The following is an 18,476-nucleotide window of genomic DNA, read 5'->3' as shown; positions in this document are numbered from 1 at the left end:
CCGATGCCAGAGACCCAACCCACCACCACACCGACGACACGCCAGCGTCTCGGCTACCTCGGCGGCCGAACCCTGCCATCAAGCCTCCACGGCTGGGTCGTCAACGACATCACGGGGCCCGGAGCCACCCGCCGGTACGCGATCCGCTGCCTGGTTCCCCTCGTCCCCATTCTCGCGGCCCTGTTGTTCATCCCTGGACCGTGGCTCATCCGGATCAGCATGGTCCTGCTGCTGTTCCTGCCGTTCGTCTACTTCCTGTTCGCCCTGAAGAACATCTACCTGCGTCACCGCCTCGTCAGCCACGGCCTCGACCCGCAGCTCCTCGACAAACACAAGCAGTCTCGGCTCGACAAGGAACGTGCGGAGTACGAGACCCGATACCGATCGGCCCCCTAGACGATGCCTCATCCAGCGAAAGCTCCTGCGTGCGTCCACGATCTGCGACACGGGGGCCCTTCGGCATGCCGTCGCACGTTGCGCCGGAATCACCATCTCGGCAGAGGTCCACGCGCCGCGAACCCCGACACGACAAGAACTGACAGGTGAACCGAGCTCTCACAGCGCAGAAGGGCGGGCGTGATGGCGGCGCCCATCGCCGCGAGGACGACACACCGATCCCGCCTTCCCACGATCGTCCAGGTCGGCACGCCCGGATAGAGCCGCCGGCCACGGGCGAGCAAATCCCGTCCGGGGCCGGCGAATAGACGGACACCCCACCCGCACCTCCTGCACGATGAAAGGGACCCACTCACATGCCCATCGCCACCCTCAACGGGATCCGACTCAACTACACCGTCACCGGCACCGGTCCACTTGTTCTGCTGGTCATGGGGAGCGGCAGCCCGGGCCGCGTGTGGAACTCGTACCAAGTCCCAGCTCTGGTGAAGGCCGGATTCCGGGTCGCCACCTTCGACAATCGTGGGATCGCGCCGTCGGACGAGGGCACGGACAACATGAGCATCGACGATCTCGTTGCCGACACTGCTGCGCTCATTGCGCATCTCGGCGCCACCCCGGCCCATGTCGTCGGTACGTCCATGGGAGGACGGGTCGTCCAGGAACTCGCGCTGGCGCGCCCGGACCTGGTCGCGAAGGCCGTCATGCTCGCCACCACCGGGAGACCGCATCCGGTCGAAAGTACTCTCAATCTGGGGCGGCAGGCCCTCCATGACCAGGGAATCGTACTGCCACCACAGTATGCCGCGGCGGTGAACGCACTATTGCACCTGTCGCCGCACACCCTCGAGAACCCAGAGAAGGCGCAGGAGTGGCTCGACATCTTCGAGTTCTCCGCCACATCCCGAACCACGGCTGGCGTGCGGGCCCAACTCGGAATGGACAGATCGCGCAACCGGCTCGGAGACTATGCCCGCATCACTGTCCCCACCATGGTCATCGGCTTCGCCGACGACCGGATGACACCACCCGTGTACGGCCGCGAAGTTGCCCACGCCATCCCAGGCGCCCGCTACGAAGAGATCGCCAACTGCGGCCATTACGGATACCTCGAGCGGCCCGACGCGGTCAATCGCCTGCTCATCGACTTCCTCACCAGTGTCGGATAGTCGACACCGAGGTGTGCTCACCACTCGCAGAACCGCTGGGGTGGGAGCGGGATGGTCAGCGGCACATATCCGTCGCACCCGAGGCCGCTTCGATGCCGTGCAACTCCGATCGACACTGCTCGACCTGGTCGCGGGTGCACGCGGCGGTGCCCGGTGTCATCAGCATGGCCGCGCTCGCGGCGACCCCGAGCCTGACGGCCTCACCGAAACTCGATCCACGACACAGCCCCACCACCGTGCCCGCAACCAGGCTGTCGCCCGCACCGACGCCGCTGCGCACCTCCTTGGGGAGGGCGGGGATCGTGTACTGCCTGTCTGGAGTGACGGCGAGAGCGCCCCGAGATCCGAGAGACACCACGACTCGAGCGCACACGCCTGCCTCGATCAGCTCCCGCGCCGCACGCACCTGGTCGCTCAGCGTTACGAGCGCTCGTCCGGTGAGGTCGCGTAACTCCCGGATGCTCGGTTTGAGCAGATACACCCCGGAATGCACCTGTCGCAGCGCCTCGCCGGAGCTGTCCAGGACGAAGCGGGCCTCGGAGCCCCGCACCACGGTCGACACCCGCTGATAGAAGTCGGTCGGCACGCCTGGCGGGAGGCTGCCGCTGGCGACGACGAAGGGGGCGGTTGCGGAGAGCCTTTCGATCGCGTCCAGGCAGGAACTCTGTTCATTTCTCGTGAGGGTGGGTCCGGGGAGGACGAATCGGTATTGGCGGGCCGTGTCGGTCTCCGCCACGGTGATGCACTCCCGTGTCGATCCTCGAATCGGCACCACCTCGCACGGCACCCCTTCGCCTGCAAGCAGGGTGCGCACCACCTGGCCGGTGGGGCCGCCGGTGGGCATCACGGCAAGGACCGAGGCACCGAGAGCGTGCGCAATCCGAGCGACGTTGACGCCGCCGCCTCCGGGGTCGTTTCGGAGCGAGGCACACCGCAGCTTGTGGTCCGGTCGAACCTTTGGGGTGGCAGTTGCGATGTCCAGGGCGGGATTCATGGTCAGCGTGACGATGTCGTGCACCGGTCACCTCCCGGTCGCGGTAGGCGGACACACCGTTTCCCATCCAGTGTTCAGCCCAACTGCCATCCACGGTAGGGCCTACCGAACCCACACGCCGGGACCACGGGTGACCAACGGCCCTATCGACCGCACATCGCGCCTTCGTACCGTCGGAGGCGAGGCAGAAGGAGAACCGCCATGCGCGCCCAGGCCGGGGATTGGCTCGTCGTATCGGCCACCGAGATGTCCCGTCGACAGGAACACGAGCGCGAGCGAATTGCGAAGCTGCAGAGACTCATCGGCGAAACAGCCGCGCAAGGCGGCGAGATCACGTGAACGCATCGACCAGGCGTCAGGTCCTGGTGGGGGTTGACGGGTCGGTGGCCAGCCTCAACGCGGTGCGTTGGGCCGCTGAGGACGCCGCGCTTCACCAGCTACCGCTGCACCTGATCAATGTGCTCGCCGCTGACACCGCCGGTGGACCCAGCCTTGGATACGGTGGGCCCGGTCTCGCGAAGGTACGCGCCGAATCCCAAGCCATTCTCGACCGCGCCGTGCCGCTGGCCGTAAAGACGGCGAGCACGATTCACGCCATCGAGGTGACCACTGAGATCGCGGACGGCCAGGTGAGGCCGATCCTGTTGGGCAGGACCGAGGACGCGAGCATGGTCGTGGTCGGTAAGCACGGCCTCGGCACGTTTCACATGGGCTTGCTCGGATCGGTGAGCTCTGCGCTCGCCAGGCACTCCCGCTGCCCGGTGGCGGTGGTGGGGGATGCCCCTGTCCTCGCGGATCCGGCTGGCGGCGCGGTGCTGGTCGGCGTGGACGGCTCGTCTAACAGCGAACCGGCGCTCGGTGTCGCATTCGACGAGGCTTCACACCGACGTGCGGAACTGCGCGCACTATATGCATGGAGTGACGTGAGCGAATCCCTCGCCTTCGCTGTCGACTGGCAGGCAGTGTCGACTGCCGAGGAGATGGCGCTCGCCGAGAGCCTCGCGGGGTGGCAGGAACGCCATCCCGACGTGCACGTGCAGCGGATCGTCGTCAAGGACCGCCCGGTTCGCAACCTACTCGCGAGATCCCAACAAGCGCAGCTCGTGGTCGTCGGCAGCCACGGGCGAGGTGGATTCGCGGGCATGACGCTCGGCTCGACCAGTCAGGCGCTGCTATACCTGGTGGAGTGCCCCATCATCGTGGTTCGCGGGCCCTGAGCCGAACTCACCCTCCGCAGCTCGCTGCCCGACGTGGTCAGGGATCACTATGGTGGGATCTCCAGATTCGTAGAGTCTCGGACGCGGCCTCGTCCACCGTGCGCATGGTGTCGATCGTTACCGCGTCGGTCCACGGATCGGCGTCCGTGGACATCCGGTCCGCGATGGCCGCCGTCGCATCAGAGAACCCAACCGTCCGATCGGCGATCCGCTGTGCGGACACCGTTGGTGGGCACGCGCAGCGGAACTGCACGAGCGTGCTGGCGGTGTTTTCCGCGAGCTCCCGCGCGCGGCGCCGTTCTTGAAGATCGGACCACGATGCGTCGACGACTACCGATTCGCCGTTGCGCAGGTGTTCCTCGGCTCGGCCGAGCATCGTGTCGTACACCGCCGAGATCGCTGCGGGGGAGTACAGGCCGCGCCGGTACGCTCCCGGCTCGCCGCGCAGCACGCCGGAACGTCGAAGCTCATCGCGGACCGAGTCGCTGCTGACGACCACCGCGCCGGCCGCCTCCGCGAGCCGGGTGGCCAGGGTGGACTTTCCCGTGCCGGGGAGACCACCGACGAGGCCCAGTCGGACCGCCCCGGCGCGCAGGTGCTCGAGGGTGAGCAAGGTGTGTCGGGTCGCCGACAATCCGGCATGTTCGACGCCTTGGGAATGTTGGATGCAGTCGACCTTCGCGCGAACCAGCGCGCGGTACGCGGTGTAGTGGTGGACCAGTGAGCGCGGCGCGGTGTCCCCGGCGAGGTCCCGATACCGTCCAACCATGTCCTGGGCCAGATCCGGCCTGCCCAGGAACTCGAGATCCATGGCCAGGAAGGCGACATCGTCGATACAGTCGACGAATCGCAGCCGGTCGTCGAAATCCAGGCAGTCGAGGATCCGAGGACCATCCGGAAGGCAGAAGATATCGTCCGCGATCAGGTCGCCGTGCCCGTCGACGATTCGATGTTCGGTGATGCGCCGATCGAACAGGCGTTGCCGGCCGCTCGTGTACCGGGCCGCGTGCTGGTCGATCTCGGCGAGGACCCGTTCCGGTGGGATCTGGTCGTGGAAGCCACGGATCTCTGCGATGTTTGCCCGCCACCGCGCGAGTACGGATGCGGCCGTCCCACACTCATCGATGACGCTGCCGCGTTCGGCTCGGGCGTGGAATGTGCAGAGCTGTTCGACGAGCCGCTGTAGATCCTTGTCCGCAAGTGTTCGAGTTGTCACCAGGTGGGACAGCCGTAAGCGGTCGGGAAGCCGGCGCATGACGAGAATCGGCTCGCGGCATTCGCCGTCCGGGGACGTCAGGTGCGCGATACCGAGGTAGACGTCCGGCGCGAGTCGCCGATTCAGACTCAGTTCGTTCCTGCATGCGGCGTCACGTCGTTCGACGGAGCGAAAGTCCAGGAATCCGGTGGCGATCGGTTTCTTCCCCTTGTAGCAGCGGTCGCCGATGAGGACGACGATGCCGGTGTGGGTCTCCCGGATGTCCGGCGCTTGGTGCTGATGCGCCGGTCGTGCGGCCTTCGAATCATCCATGAGCAAACGTTGCCGATGTCATCGCGACTCGCGGTACACCAGAATCGGACACTGGGCACTCAGCAGGAGTGACTGACTTGTCGAACCGAGGGCTGCACCCTCGACGAAGCCGCGCCCGCGACTACCGACGACGATCATCTGCGCATTCGCGCTCAACGCGGTCAGGGACTCGGCAGCGGTGTCCTGGACGACCAGGGTCTCGACGCGAATCCCAGGAAACGTCGTGTGCCATCGTTCGACACGACCGCGAATCTCCTCGTCGAACTCTCGCTCGACCTCCAGCGCACGCCGCCGCCGGAGGTCGGGCATCAGATCCATCTGCGCGCGCACTGCCAGTACCTGTGTACTTCTGATCGAGGCCTCGTGCATCGCCGATCCGAGCAACGCATCGTCGATGTGATGTCCACCGAGTCCGGCGAGCACGGGCCCCGCCGATGGTGGCGCTGCGTCCGGGTCGGAGCCACGGACCACGACAACGGGGCACGCCGCGCCCGCAGCAAGGGCCGACGCGGTGGATCCCACCATCGCCCGGCGGATGAATCCCATTCCGACCGAACCGAGTACGAGCACGGTCGCGGATTCGGTCTGTGCGCGGAGGGTCGACACAAGCGGTCCGCGCACCATACGGGACTCGACCTTGACCGAACCGTCCACACGCATCGCAGCGGCCTCGGCGACGGCAAGTACGCGCTCGGCGTATCTGCGTTCGAGTTCGTCCTTCGAGATCACGTAGACAAGGTGCAGTTCCACCCGCCGACTCACCGCCTCGACCGTGGCCCACTCTGCGGCCCTGACAGCCTGGTCCGAACCATCGATGCCGACGACAATCGGTTCGTCTCGATGTGGGTTGTACACCGTCTCGACTCCCATTCGATGTTTGAGGTCCGTGATGTTGAGCGCGCGCAGCTACGAAGGTTCAACCTCGTCCAGCACCGCCAGCCTGCGCCGGAACTCGTCCTCGTCCAGTTCGCCGCGCGCGAATTGCTGCAGCAAGATCTGACGCGCGGAGCTCATGGGTACGGCGTAATGACGGTCCGGCGCGTTCCGGTTCTGGAATCTGATCACCGCCACGACAGCGAGGACCACGACCACCACGAGAATCGTGAACCATCCGATCATCAGCACAAACATCCAGCCATTCGAGGCGTGGTCGTCCCAGTTCATGACATGCCCTCCTCCGCGAGCCCCCTAGTCCGGTTCTCCGGGTGATCGCCCGGCCTCTGCCGCCCCGCAAAGACCACTGTTCCGCTGCCACGACGGCGGCGCTAGGGTCCTTGTTCCCTCCCTTCGGATGGGCCGACAAAGGGACCTTGTGCCCTGCAACGATTCGCGGGCGGCGGGAAGGCTGACGGGGAGATCGAGACGAGCAACTCGGTCAGTGAAGGAGCACGTCATGAGCGACAAGACCTGGATGATCGACGTGACGATCGACGAACGCGATCGTCGGACCCGCGCGAAGGCCACCCTGACGATCGATCAATCCAGACTCGTCGGCGTCGGGTTCGCGAGGCGAGATCCGGCCGACCCGGAGGTGCCGGTGATCGGCGACGAGCTCGCCACCGCGCGGGCTCTCCGTGACCTGGCGGACCAACTGGTTGCGACGACATCCAGGGACATCGAGAACGCCACGCATCAGCCCGTCCGGTTGGCCCGATGATCGTCGCGACTCCGCGCGAGGCGCTCGGCCGGATCCGCGGCGAGTGAGAAATAGCACTCTTCCTCCTGAATGAAATGAAGCCTCAGAAGGGCGTGGAGACCGTACAGGCAGGAAAGCAGGTCGTCGGTTTGGTCCGCGCTCAGCGCGCCCGCGCTATCGGCGAGGACCAGGTGCTGCTGAAGGCGTTGGCATTGGCGTTCGATCTCGACATGCATGCGGCTCATGGGTGCGGTCGCCTCCGAGCTACCGAGCGGACGCGCCAATGCTGGGTACAGGTCGGCGTCTTCCGCGCGCTCGTGCGGCAGGAGGGTGCGGCGAAGGAAGTCGTCGGTGCGGCGCAGTGCCGCGTGTGCCGCACCGAGATCGCCCCCGGTGATCAGCTCCGCGGTCTCGCGCAGGATCGACAGTTCGTCGCGCATGAGGTCGTGCTCGGAACTGAACCGCACGAGCATGGCGTCGGTCCTGGGGTCGATGTCGACAGCCGGTCGTCCGCCGAGCGCTCGCATCGCGTTGAGGATGACGGCGACATCGATGAGCTCCTGAGTCAGCGCGCCCATGGCAGGTGCGAGCAGGCCGAACGCAGCGAATCCCATTGCAATACAGGACATCACCATCCCGCCGACGGCGCTTTGGGTCGCAATGCGGCGCGCCCGTCGTGCCGTGACCATGGCATCCGCCACCCGGTCCAGTCGATCTGCGGTGAGGACGACATCAGCTGCCTCGGTACTGGCGCTCGAACCCCGAGCGCCCATGGCTATCCCCACCGACGCGGCGGCGAGCGCTGGCGCGTCGTTCACGCCGTCGCCGACCATCACGGTGATGGCCGCGTCCGTCTCGCTGCGCACACGCGCAACCTTGTCTGAGGGTGATTGCTCGGCGTAGATCTCGTCGATCCCCAGAATCGTGCCGATCTCACGCGCCGGCTCGGGGCGGTCGCCGGTCAGCAGAACCACCCGACGCAGGCCTTGTGCGCGCAGTCGACGCAAGGTGCGAGGGGCATCACTTCGAATCGGGTCGTTCAACACGATCGCCCCACGGATCACACCATCGATCGAGACCCACGCCGCTGCCGTTCCGTCGAAGGCGAGCCGGTTCTGCAGGGTGACGACCCAGTGCGGGGGGTGAGCGAGGGGGACGAGGGCTCCGACCGTGACGCGGTGACCGTCGACGGTCGCGCTGACACCGGTACCCGGCTGCTCGACGACATCGACGGGAACCACCACGTCGAGCCCTCGAACTCGGGCCTCGCGCACGATGGCCTCGGCGAACACATGGGCCGAGAACTGGTCAGCGGAAGCCGCCGCCCGCAGGATCTCGTCTGCGGTCACGCCGGGTCCGGCCACGATCTCGCTCCCGGTCGGGCGTCCCATGGTCACCGTGCCGGTCTTGTCCAGCACCAGTGTTCGGGCCCGGCCGAGGTTCTCCAGGGCGCCGCCGTCGCGGATCACCACCCCGAGGCGAGCAGCACGTGAGAGCCCGGAGACGATCGCGACCGGAGCCGCGAGCAGGAGGGGGCACGGTGTCGCGACAACCAGCACTGCAACCGCTCGGGTCGCGGACCCGCTCGCCAGCCACGCGACAACCACGATGGCCGCGACGAACGGGAGGAACCACAGCGCAAACCGGTCCGCGAGGCGGACGATTTCGGCGTTCTCGGCACCCGCTTCCTGGGCCAGACGCACGATCCCGGCGTACGTACTGTCGGCTGCCGTCGCGGTGGCGACGATCTCGACCGGGCCGCCGGCATTGAGCACCCCGCTCCGAACATCCTCGCCGTGGCGTCGTTCGACGTGCATCGGTTCGCCGGTCAGTGCCGATTCGTCCAGGATGGCGACCGGGGTCGACAGCCAGCCATCGACCGGAATCAGCTCGCCTGGACCGATGGCCACACGATCGCCGACGACGACCTCTTCGAGCGGAACCCGGCGCACGTCACTTCCGGTGCGCAGCCGAGCGGTGCGCGGCGCCCGATCGACGAGTTCGCGAAGGTCCTTCGTCGCCCGCGTCGAGGCGGCTGTCTCCAGTGCCTGGCCGGACGCGAACATGACGCCGATGAGGGCACCCGCGAGGTACTCGCCCACGAGTGCTGTGCCCACCAGCGCCAGGACTGCGATGATGTCGACGCCGAGCCGGCCGCGTCGGATCCCCGCGATCACCGACCAGGCCGCGGGGACGAGTGCCGCCCCGGTCGCCGTGATCCAGCAGCCGTCGGCCAGGTCGCGGTGGCCCATCAGGGAACTCGCGATTCCCGCCACCAACCCGGCGGATGTGACAACGAACAGGGCGATGGTCAACCCGTAGCGGGACACCCGCTGCGGGAGGCTCGGCCTCGGCTCTGTCGGCATGCGGATGAGGTGTTGTCAGTGCATGCCGTCCATCGGCGGCATGGGTACGCCCATGTGGTGTAGCCACATCATGAACGCATGGCACATGGCCATCAGATCTTTCGGCATGTCCATCACTCCTCGACCGGATCCGACATCGCCAGCTGGGATCCTGATAACCCCAGTATTCGCCGGGCGACCGCCGTGGCACAGGGCCGAAGGTCATAGTCGACTCCTGGAGCGAGGCCTGTGACGGATCCATACTGGAGGCGTAAGTGCGCGCGGAACACCGCGGCGCACGCACCGCGACCGAATGAGTTGGTGGCAATGGCCGATGAGTCGCCGCTGTACATGAACCAGGCCGACCTGATGGCGTGGCGGATGGAGGCGGATCCGCCACTGCGCTCGACCATCGTCGCGCTGTTGGTACTCGACCGAAGTCCCGACTGGCGCCGCGTGGTGTCGATGATGGACAGGGCCACCGCTCTCGCGCCCCACTTCCGATGCAAGGTGGTCGAGGCGAAACTGGGTCCGGCTCCGCCGCGGTGGGTCGTCGACCCGGACTTCGACCTGTCCTGGCATCTGCGGAGATTCACCCTCACGGAGCCCGGGATGCAGTCGGTGCTGGATTTCGCCCAGACAGCAGGATCGACGGCCTTCGACAGGGAACGGCCGTTGTGGGAGTTGACGGTGTTGGACGGGCTGTCCGGCGGCCGTGCGGCGCTCGTGCTCAAGGTGCACCACGCACTCACCGATGGGGTCGGTGGGATGGCCATCACCCGCGAGATCGTGGATCTCACGCGCGAGGGGGAGCGCCCCCTCGCAACACCGCCCGTTCAGCGCGAACCAACGAACGGTGCGGTGCCGTCGTGGTACCGACTGTCCGCCGCCGCGCTGTCCAGACAGATCATTGCGCGGGCACCTGAACGCGCACGGTGGGTGGCAGGCAACCCGTACGGAACGGCGCGCGCGGTCGCCGCGAGTCTCATGTCGGTCGCCCGTTTCGTTCGACCGATAGCGACCACGCTGTCTCCCGTGATGACCGCCAGGTCCATACGCAGGCGCTTCGCGGTGCTCGAGGTGCCGATCGAGGACCTGTCCCAGGCGGCCTCCTCCGGTGGCGGATCGATCAACGACGCCTTCATCGTTGCGGTACTGCTCGCGATGCGGCACTACCACCGCCGGCACGGGGCCACGATCGACAGGCTGCGTGTCACGATTCCGATGAGCCTGCGGACGGAGCGGGATCCCTTGGAGGGCAACAAGATCACCCTGGCCCGCCTGACACTGCCCGCCGACACGGACGACCCGGCAGTCCTGATCCGGCAAGTGCACGCGATCATCGGCAGGTGGCGCAGCGAACCGGCCATAGCCCTGTCGCCTGTCATCGCCGGTGTGCTGAACGTCCTGCCGCCGACACTGCTCGGGAAGATGCTCAGGCACGTCGATATCGTCGCATCGGATGTGGTCGGCTCTCCGAAACCGCTGTTCATCGCGGGATCCCGGGTCGATCGCTACTACGCGTTCAGCCCCACTCTCGGTGCGGCATTCAACGCGACGATGGTGTCCTACGGATCTCATTGCTGCGTGGGGCTCGACTCCGACGGCGCAGCGGTGCCGGATATCGATGCGCTACGGGAGTCGATGGCCGAGGGATTCCGCAAGGTCCTGGGACTACGAGAGCAGCCCGCCCTCGATCGTGTCGAGGACGCGGCCAGGTGATCGCCCCGGACCGTCCGAGGATCAGGAAAACGAAACGTCGTTGACGCCGGGAACCGTCTCGGCCAGCGCAGCGATGACACCGCACTCCGGGTCATCGCGCTCCGTGCCGTCGATGGTCACGCTGCCTCCCGCCACGTGGACCTCCCATCGCCGAGTGCCGCTGTAGACGTCGAGGCGGTGCTGGATCTCATGGGCGATGTGGGTGTCGTCCATCGTCAGGACGCCGATCAAGTCTCTGCGGGTCACGATGCCGATGATGTCCTTGTCGTGCACGATCGGGATGCCACGCAACCTCGATTTGAGCATGGCCGACGCCAGGTCACTGATGTCGGCCTCTGCGGTCATGGCAACGACGGGGCTGCTCATGGCATCTGCGGCGGTCGGGGCCTTGCCCGCCTCGTCGTCGTCGGCAGCCTTCGAATGCGACCAACGAAACTGCTCACGGAGGAGGTCACCTTCCGAGACGATCCCGGTCAGATGCTGGGAGTCGTCGACGACGGGGAGGACCGTGAAGCCCGTGGTCTCCATCGTGCGAAGGCAGTCGATGACCGACTCCGACCCTGTCACGGTGGTGACCGGGCTGCTCATGATGTGTCGCGCGCGCATGATTGCTCCTTTGGCTACGTTTCCAGCGTCCGCGTGGCCGGCCCGGGGGACTAGGGCCATACGTCCCAAGTCCGTCGATACACGATCATGTCGACCCTCCCGTGCCCGATCCGACGCGGTTGCGCCGTCGCCGGGTCCAGCGCCAGAACTCGTCGCACCCCCAGACCACGATGGGGAACGGGAGGAGCCACACGACCTGATCCCAGCTCGGGGTCACCGTGCCGAAAGCACGCTGGAGTGGTGCGACGAGGACCACCGCGGCCGCGAACAGGATTTCGAAGGCTATTCCCCAGAGCAGGAGACGGTTCGTCGTCACCCCGATCTGACGAAGGGAGGCACGCTCAGTTCGGGCCGCGAACGCGGTGCCGATCTGACACGAGACGATTCCCAGGAAGGTCATCGTCGTCGCGAGCTGCCAGGTGTGGTGCAGGGGCCCCGACGACACATCGGCCCCCATCGACCAACCACCCCGAACGAGGGTGGCGAAGAACGCGGCCAGCACGAGGGCCGCCGATACCCCACCCAGGAGCGCCCAGGACCGGAGCAGGAGCGTGGAATCGACGATATTGCGGCCGCGCGGGCGAGGAGCACGTTGCATGAGGTCCGGCTCCGGCGCTTCGCGCCCGAGCGCCAGGGCAGGCAAGGTCTCGGTGCCGAGGTCGATCGCGAGAATCTGCATCACGGTGAGCGGCAACGGGATCTGCCCACCCGACAGCGCGTAGAGGAGGATGGGGACCACCTCAGGGGTGGCGTGCGCGAAGATGTACACGATGAACTTACGGACGTTGTCGTAGACGCGCCGGCCCGCCTCGACCGCCGTGACGATGGTCGCGAAGTTGTCGTCGGTGAGGACCATGGTCGCGGCTTCCCGTGCCACGTCGGTGCCCGAGCGTCCCATCGCGATGCCGATGTCGGACCGGCGAAGGGCCGGTGCGTCGTTCACGCCGTCGCCGGTCATCGCGACAACATGGTCGGTGAACCGCAACGCATCGGTGATCCGCAGCTTGGCCTCGGGCGAGCTGCGGGCGAAGACCAATTCCTGATCCGTCGCCAGGAGCTGATCGAGCGCCGCCTCCGGCATGGCGTCGAGCTCGGTTCCGGTGATGACGCGAAGTCCGTCGCGTCCGATCCCGATGTCCTTGGCGATACGGGATGCGGTCAGACCGTGATCACCGGTGATGACGACGATCCTGATGCCCGCCGAGTGACATCGTGCGACCGCATCGGCGACCTCCGGCCGGGGCGGATCGACCATCGCCGCGATCCCGAGGAGGGTGAGGTCCCGTTCGACCGCGTCTCGCGTCAGCGTGGAACCGTCCGTGACGTCGAGCGTCCTGTCCGCGATCGCGAGCAGCCGAAGACCTTCACCAGACCATTCACGGATCAGATCGGCTATTCGGTCGCGCTCAGCGCCGCCCAACGTCAGATCATTGCCGTCCGGACCTGCCATGAATGCGCTTCGCGCCAGCACCTCCTCCGGAGCGCCCTTGGTGTAGACCTGCAAGGAGCCACCGAGATCGGCGACGATCGACATCCGTCGGAGCGACGGATCGAAGTAGAACCGCGCGGCAGGGGACCTGACCCCGACCGTGACATCGGGATCCACGACAAGCGCGGCGTGCAAGAGCGCCGATTCCGTCGGATCGGCGTTCTCATCGAGGGTCCCATCGGTGCTCATCGCCACGGTGCAGCACCCCGCGAGCACCCGCGCCGCCCTGGCCGGCTGGGATCCCGCAGCGATGGTTGGAAGGGGTCCGGCGAAGTCGACGACCACGCCCGGGGTCCACATCTTGACGGTCCGCATCCTGTTCATCGTCAGCGTGCCGGTCTTGTCGGTACAGATGACGCTGGTGGATCCCAGTGTTTCGACGGCCGAGATCCGTTTGACCAGCGCGCCGCGCCTGGCCAGTTCGCTCACGCCGACGGCGAGCGCGAGCGTGATCGTGGGCAACAGCCCCTCCGGGACGTTGGCGACGAGCAATCCGATGGCAAAACTCGTCGAATCGTCCAGCGAGAGCCCCGCGAGCAGGGTTCCGAGCGGTATGAACGCGACTCCCATCGTGACCGCGACCGCGGCGATCAACCAGGCGACTCGTTTCACCTGATGCTCGAGCGGGCTCTCGGTTATCGACACCCGCTGCGAGAGCGCCGCGACCCGCCCGAGCTCGGTGTGCATCCCGGTCGCGAAGACCACGCCGTCGGCGTCGCCACCGACGACGGTTGTTCCGCTGAAGACGATGTCGGGTGCGGCGATGAGCGGTCCGACGGTGACATTCGCGTTCGCCATGATCAGGGTGGGCACCGATTCTCCGGTCATCGTCGACAGGTCGACCTCCACGCTGCCCGAGAGCAGGCGTGCGTCGGCGGACACCCGATCGCCTTCCCGAAGATGAATCACGTCGCCAGGCACGAGTTGCCGAGCTTCGATCGGTGTGGACCTGCCGTCTCGGATTGCGGCAGCATGCGCAGGCAGATAGGCGGCCAGCGCTTCCACTGCTCGCTCAGCGTGGCGCTCCTGAATAAAGGCGAACGCCGCGTTGATCACGATCACGAAAACGATGGCCAACGCGAGCTCCGGGGCGCCGTTGACTCCTGCCAGCGTCGCAGCCAGCCACAGGAGCAGGGCCAGCGGATGAGTGAACTGGCGCACGATCTGTCCCGGCCATTCTCGCCCGGCTCGCCTGACGAGTTCGTTCGGGCCGAATACCTGCATGCGGCGCGCCGCCTCACGTTCGGTTAGTCCGGCCGCGCCCGTGCGGAGATCACGAAAGAGCCTGTCGATCGACTCCTGCGGATTCACTGGCTGGTCCTGTACCGAAGCGGTCGGTGACACGGTCGCCTCCCTGAGTGCACTGTCGACCCGATATTCACATTGCCGAGTCGCACTGGATCAGGGGAAGGGACCTTGGACCCTGATCTGGTGGGGCGCGCGCGGTCCAGGCTTGGGGCATGCCCCGTCGCCCAGCGATCACCACCTCGGGCCTGTCCAAGTCCTACGGCCGGCAGCTGGCGCTGGTCGACGTGGATCTGAGCGTCGATGCGGGGGAGATCTTCGGGTATCTGGGGCCCAATGGCGCGGGGAAGTCGACGACGCTCCGAATCCTGATGGGCATGCTGCGCCCGACATCGGGATCGGCGACCGTGCTGGGGTTCGATTGCTGGTCGTCAGCACCTCGGGTGCACCGTCGGGTCGGTTACGTTCCGGGCGAGCTCGCGCTGTACGAGAAGATGACCGGTTCCGATCATGTCTCCTACTTCGGCCAGGTCGGGGCTCGCCGAGGAGGGTTTCGGGCGGCCGACATCGCCGAACGCCTGGATCTCGATCTGGGCAAACCCGTGCGGGTCATGTCGCGGGGAAACCGACAGAAGCTCGGGCTAGTGCTGGCGCTGATGTCGTCTCCGGAGCTGCTCATACTCGATGAACCGACGACCGGTCTTGACCCGATCATGCAACGGGAGTTCGACGCGATACTGCGAGAGCACACCGCTGCCGGGGGAACGGTGCTGCTGTCATCACATCTACTCAGTGAGGTTCAGCAGGTCGCGGACCGAATCGGAATGCTCCGCGAAGGCCGGTTGATCGCAGTGGAAAAGCTCCACACGCTCCGCCAGAAGTCCCTGCACCACGTGGTTGTCGAGTTCGACCGTCCCGTGCGAGCGGACGCGTTCCGCGACGTCAAGGGTGTTCGCAACCTCGATGTGGACGGGGAAACCCTGAGGTGCGATGCACCGGAACAGGCGCTCAACGAATTGGTCCACCGTATCGCCCAGTTCACGGTGGTCGACCTCGAATGCGCCGAGGCCGACCTCGAGGAGACGTTCATGACCTACTACGGAACAGAGTCCAGCGATGTTTCGTAGCGTGATGACAAAGACGCTTCACGATCAACGCCGCGCGTTGCCCGCATGGGCCATCGGCCTCGTACTGCTGGTCGGGATGTATGTGGCCATCTGGCCGAGTGTGCGCGGCGAACCGTCGATGAACGAGTTTCTCGACCAGATGCCGGAGACATTTCGTGCGCTCTTCGCGATGTCCGGCGCGGACATGTCCACACCGATCGGCTACGTGAAGATCGAGCTCCTGTCGTTCATGGTGCCACTACTGCTGTTGACGTATGCGATCGGAGCGGGCGCCGCGGCGATAGCGGGAGAGGAGGATCGAAGGACGCTTGATCTGCTGCTTTCCGCGCCCATCAGTCGGCGCCGCATCGTATTGGAGAAGGGCGCGGCCATGCTGATCGGCACGGCGCTCCTGGGAACGGTCACCGGCGTTGCGTTGATGCTGCTAGGTTCGCTCGCGAACATGGACCTGCCCCAGAATGGGGTGGCCGCCGCGATGGTGCATGCGGTGCTCCTCGCGTTGGTCTTCGGCACACTGGCCTTGGCGTTGGGTGCGATCACCGGTCACCCAGCAGTCAGCAGGTCGGTGCCCGTTGCCGCAGCCGTCCTGGCGTACATCGTCAACGGTCTCGCGCCCATGGTGTCCTGGCTCGAGCCGTGGCAGCGCACCTCGCCCTTCTTCCAGTACGCCGGCCACGATCCGATCCAGCACGGGTTCTCCGCCGGATCCGCGGTCGTCGCGTCGGCGACGGTCGCGGTGTTGATCATCATCGCGATCGTCGGCTTCAATCGACGTGACGTTCGCGGATGACGAGTCCGGACCCGTCGGGATCATTTCATCACAGTGACGCAATGACAAAGGGTAGGCCCCAAGGGAGCGAGAGGGGAGGCGCGGTCATGCCCGGCGCCGACTTCGCCGCGGGACCGATCAGTGTCAGTTCGGGGCGCCGGAACCATCGCCACCGCTGCGCGCACGGGGGCGAGCGACGAGCTCGGACTCGGCTTCCGATCCGGCCTGGAGCATCAATACACCGCCCATCAGCCAAGCCCATGCACCGAACATTTCGTCACAGTGACGCAATGGGCGACGTAGGACGGAAGCGGGAGCCCACGCGAGGAGGGAGTCGCAAGTGCCCGGAAGCAAGCCCGACGGGCGCGCGACGGACACCGGCATCACGGGCCACGCGGCTCGAGGGAACGCGCAAACCTGCAGCGGACCCGTCGCCGGAGTCTGCAGGCAATCGCCAACCGGCAAGGTGCGCTCTACATCCGAGCGCGCCGAGTAAGACGCCTGAAGGCGGCGGACGGAACAAACGAACAACCGGCCGCGCGTGCGGACGCGTTATCAACGCAGTTCAGCGCACAACCGATAATCGACATTATGTCATCTAAAATGCATCCGGGCCGCCCCCACGAGCACGGATAGACCTCGGATCGACGCGAGCACATCGCACACACCGAACACCCATCGGACGGGATGGATCACCCGAAGACGGACCCCGGCACCGCCCCCGCGAGCACCTCCGCCGGAGCGACGGGTTCGTCGCACGCGTGCGGACGACGGCGTCCCGACGGACCGCCGTCCAGGCACCGACGCATCCGAATCGTCCGAACGGATCAATTCGCCGCCGCAGTCGGTCGCCCGGCGACCGAGACCTACCGCAGACCCCCACCGGCGGCACGGGCACACCGATCGTCGGTACCGCAACCGAGTTTCATGGATAATCACTGTTATCCATGAAACTCGGTGCAGTACAACAGAATACGTGATTTTCAAGTATCCCCGTCGGGATTTGCCAGAACCTGAACCCAGTCGACGCGGCGCCACCCGACCCGACCCGTCCCGGGTTCCCCGCCACTCAGACCGGGTGCCCCGAGGCCGACCTCGGGCCACGACTCCCCCCAGCGCACCACCCGGCCCACTCCTCCACCACCTCGTCGCCGCGGCCGAGCCGGCGGTCCTATTGACCGATCCCCCGCGACGGCGATCCGTCCGACACGCGCCAGTTGAACCACGCCGGTCGGGTGGGTGGACAGGAAATAGGTTGGACGGGATTCGTTTCAGGTTGATAGCGTCTACGAGACCGTGCATCACGCGAGGAGGTGAGACCCATGAACGCAGTAATCATGTGGGTGCTCCCACTCGTTTCACGGTTCGGCGATTGACGTAGGTGTCGCCGGGAGCGCCTCGACTACAAGGCAACCCCGAAAGGCAACACCATGCAATTCACCTCTGAGACACCGTCGAGCGGTGTCATCGAACGCAATTTCACTCTGGACGAGATCACCGGCGTGCTCTGGTCGCCCACATCCGGAACGGTTGGCGCACCGCTGCTGCTGTTGGGGCACTCCGGCGGCATGCACAAGAAGGCGCCGGGGCTGGTGGCCAGTGCACTCCACAGCGTGACCACCTATGGGTTCACCGTCGCCGCCATCGACGCGCCCGGGCACGGTGACCGGCCACGAAACCCTCAGGATCAACGGTGGGTCGAGGCGATCCATCAGGCCAGGGCGGCGATCGAGCCGATCGCCCCTATCGTCATCGACTACAACATGTCGCTGGCGGAGCGTGCGGTGCCGGAATGGCAGGCGACCCTGGACGCCCTGCAGGCTCTGCCCGAGATCGGCGCCGAAGCGCCGATCGGCTACGGCGGGGTGAATCTGGGCGTCGTGACAGGGCTGATGTTGACCGCGGTCGAATCCCGGATCGCTGCCGTGAGCTTCGGCGGGGTTTACGTGCACGACGCTCTGATCGAGGCGGCGAGAAAGATCACCGTCCCGGTCGAGTACCGGATTCCGTGGGACGAGGACGAAATCGACCACACCTCCGCGGTGGCGTTGTTCGACGCCTTCGCCTCGAGGGAGAAGGCAATGCACGCCCACCCGGGCAGGCACAACCAGGTGCCCGAATACGAGCGCGACAGCTCGGCCCGGTTCTTCGCCCGCCACCTCGGCCGGGCCGCCGACACGGCTCCGGACTGACCTGACCGGTATCGGCGCCCGGCCCCGTGCCGGGCGCCGAT

16 protein-coding genes are annotated in these 18,476 nt (G+C 66.4%); 9 read left to right on the top strand and 7 right to left on the bottom strand.

All coding sequences use genetic code 11. The features are described from left to right. Positions 1-3: 3 nt before the first annotated feature. Positions 4-396: a DUF5313 family protein gene (locus ABIC28_RS17690; RefSeq protein ID WP_354580098.1), complete on the top strand. Its 393-nt coding sequence runs from the start codon at positions 4-6 to the stop codon at positions 394-396. Between the two features lie 356 nt (positions 397-752). Further along, a complete protein-coding gene (locus ABIC28_RS17685) occupies positions 753-1,565 on the top strand; it encodes an alpha/beta fold hydrolase (RefSeq protein WP_354580096.1) in 813 nt (270 codons plus the stop codon). Between the two features lie 55 nt (positions 1,566-1,620). Here ABIC28_RS17685 and ABIC28_RS17680 read toward each other — a convergent pair whose 3' ends face one another. After that, on the bottom strand, positions 1,621-2,583 hold the full coding sequence (locus ABIC28_RS17680) for a 1-phosphofructokinase family hexose kinase (RefSeq protein ID WP_354580095.1): 963 nt from the start codon (positions 2,581-2,583) through the stop codon (positions 1,621-1,623). A gap of 177 nt (positions 2,584-2,760) precedes the next feature. Between ABIC28_RS17680 and ABIC28_RS17675 the strand changes: the two genes are divergently transcribed. Next, positions 2,761-2,898: a hypothetical protein gene (locus ABIC28_RS17675; protein ID WP_354580093.1), complete on the top strand. Its 138-nt coding sequence runs from the start codon at positions 2,761-2,763 to the stop codon at positions 2,896-2,898. Then, positions 2,895-3,776 carry a universal stress protein gene (locus ABIC28_RS17670; protein WP_097213288.1) on the top strand — a complete coding sequence of 294 codons (882 nt, stop codon included), beginning with the start codon at positions 2,895-2,897 and terminating at the stop codon, positions 3,774-3,776. The genes ABIC28_RS17675 and ABIC28_RS17670 overlap by 4 nt, the downstream gene beginning before the upstream one ends. Before the next feature lie 37 nt (positions 3,777-3,813). On the opposite strand, the gene ABIC28_RS17665 is transcribed toward ABIC28_RS17670, so the two are convergent. The 3 genes from ABIC28_RS17665 to ABIC28_RS17655 are packed head-to-tail and all read right to left on the bottom strand — an operon-like array spanning position 3,814 to position 6,468. Beyond that, positions 3,814-5,304: a bifunctional aminoglycoside phosphotransferase/ATP-binding protein gene (locus ABIC28_RS17665; protein WP_097213289.1), complete on the bottom strand. Its 1,491-nt coding sequence runs from the start codon at positions 5,302-5,304 to the stop codon at positions 3,814-3,816. An 18-nt stretch (positions 5,305-5,322) separates the two neighbouring features. Then, entirely contained in the window at positions 5,323-6,174 is an 852-nt protein-coding gene (locus ABIC28_RS17660; RefSeq protein WP_097213290.1) for a universal stress protein, read from the bottom strand. Between the two features lie 36 nt (positions 6,175-6,210). Then, a complete protein-coding gene (locus tag ABIC28_RS17655) occupies positions 6,211-6,468 on the bottom strand; it encodes an SHOCT domain-containing protein (RefSeq protein ID WP_354580090.1) in 258 nt (85 codons plus the stop codon). A gap of 229 nt (positions 6,469-6,697) precedes the next feature. Here ABIC28_RS17655 and ABIC28_RS17650 point away from each other — a divergent pair, with 229 nt between their 5' ends. Next, positions 6,698-6,961 (top strand): DUF1876 domain-containing protein, encoded by a 264-nt coding sequence (locus tag ABIC28_RS17650; RefSeq protein ID WP_097213399.1) that lies wholly within the window; start codon positions 6,698-6,700, stop codon positions 6,959-6,961. Here ABIC28_RS17650 and ABIC28_RS17645 read toward each other — a convergent pair. Next, positions 6,937-9,306, bottom strand: a complete 2,370-nt coding sequence (locus ABIC28_RS17645; RefSeq protein WP_209926484.1) for a heavy metal translocating P-type ATPase — start codon at positions 9,304-9,306, stop codon at positions 6,937-6,939. The genes ABIC28_RS17650 and ABIC28_RS17645 overlap by 25 nt on opposite strands. Positions 9,307-9,612: 306 nt before the next feature. Here ABIC28_RS17645 and ABIC28_RS17640 point away from each other — a divergent pair, with 306 nt between their 5' ends. Further along, on the top strand, positions 9,613-11,007 hold the full coding sequence (locus ABIC28_RS17640; RefSeq protein ID WP_354580087.1) for a wax ester/triacylglycerol synthase domain-containing protein: 1,395 nt from the start codon (positions 9,613-9,615) through the stop codon (positions 11,005-11,007). 21 nt (positions 11,008-11,028) lie between these two features. On the opposite strand, the gene ABIC28_RS17635 is transcribed toward ABIC28_RS17640, so the two are convergent. Together ABIC28_RS17635 and ABIC28_RS17630 are read right to left on the bottom strand one after the other, a co-directional pair. Beyond that, complete coding sequence (locus ABIC28_RS17635) at positions 11,029-11,613, bottom strand: CBS domain-containing protein (RefSeq protein WP_097213293.1); 585 nt, start codon at positions 11,611-11,613, stop codon at positions 11,029-11,031. An 85-nt stretch (positions 11,614-11,698) separates the two neighbouring features. After that, positions 11,699-14,413, bottom strand: coding sequence for a cation-translocating P-type ATPase (locus tag ABIC28_RS17630; RefSeq protein WP_354580084.1), 2,715 nt, complete (start codon positions 14,411-14,413; stop codon positions 11,699-11,701). 149 nt (positions 14,414-14,562) lie between these two features. On the opposite strand from ABIC28_RS17630, the gene ABIC28_RS17625 reads away from it, so the two are divergent. The 3 genes from ABIC28_RS17625 to ABIC28_RS17615 all read left to right on the top strand — a co-directional run bounded on the left by ABIC28_RS17625 (position 14,563) and on the right by ABIC28_RS17615 (position 18,435). Then, complete coding sequence (locus tag ABIC28_RS17625) at positions 14,563-15,474, top strand: ABC transporter ATP-binding protein (protein WP_097213295.1); 912 nt, start codon at positions 14,563-14,565, stop codon at positions 15,472-15,474. Positions 15,475-15,478: 4 nt separating this feature from the next. After that, on the top strand, positions 15,479-16,264 hold the full coding sequence (locus ABIC28_RS17620) for an ABC transporter permease subunit (protein ID WP_269590258.1): 786 nt from the start codon (positions 15,479-15,481) through the stop codon (positions 16,262-16,264). Between the two features lie 1,409 nt (positions 16,265-17,673). Further along, positions 17,674-18,435, top strand: coding sequence for a dienelactone hydrolase family protein (locus ABIC28_RS17615; RefSeq protein ID WP_354580081.1), 762 nt, complete (start codon positions 17,674-17,676; stop codon positions 18,433-18,435). Positions 18,436-18,476: the final 41 nt, after the last annotated feature.

The sequence above is a fragment of the Rhodococcus sp. PvR044 genome, from assembly GCF_040548995.1.
Classification (GTDB): domain Bacteria; phylum Actinomycetota; class Actinomycetes; order Mycobacteriales; family Mycobacteriaceae; genus Rhodococcus_G; species Rhodococcus_G oryzae.
This window is presented reverse-complemented; position numbering and strand designations above follow the sequence as displayed.